Annotated in this window: 1 protein-coding gene; it reads left to right on the top strand. The window is 68.1% G+C overall.

All coding sequences use genetic code 11. The annotated features are described in order from the left end of the window. Positions 1–326: RHS repeat domain-containing protein (locus DIE08_RS35350; protein WP_148096111.1), on the top strand; the 326-nt coding region annotated here is incomplete at both ends.

Genomic DNA, 326 nt, shown 5'->3' with positions numbered 1-326 from the left:
GGCAACCGCCTGCTGGTGCGTCGCTACCGCTACGACGCCAGCGGCCAGCTCACCGACATCAACGACACGCGGCGCGGCCAGCTCGCCTACCGCTACGATCCGGTGGGCCGCCTGCTCGAAGCGCAAAGCCGGCTCGGCCATGAGACGTTCGACTTCGACCCGGCCAGCAACCTGATCGACCCGGCCGAGCAGCGCGAAGCCGAGCGCCAGCGCATGCCGCGCATCAAGGCGCTGGACAACCTGCTCAAACAATACGCCGGCACCCATTACCAGTACGACGCGCGCGGCAACCTCACGCAACGCTGGCACAACGGCAAGGAAGGCCG

The organism is Burkholderia sp. Bp9004 (assembly GCF_003858025.1).
Taxonomy (GTDB): Bacteria; Pseudomonadota; Gammaproteobacteria; order Burkholderiales; family Burkholderiaceae; genus Burkholderia; species Burkholderia diffusa.
Note: the sequence above shows the minus strand (reverse complement) of the source record. Positions and strands in the feature narration are given on the sequence as shown.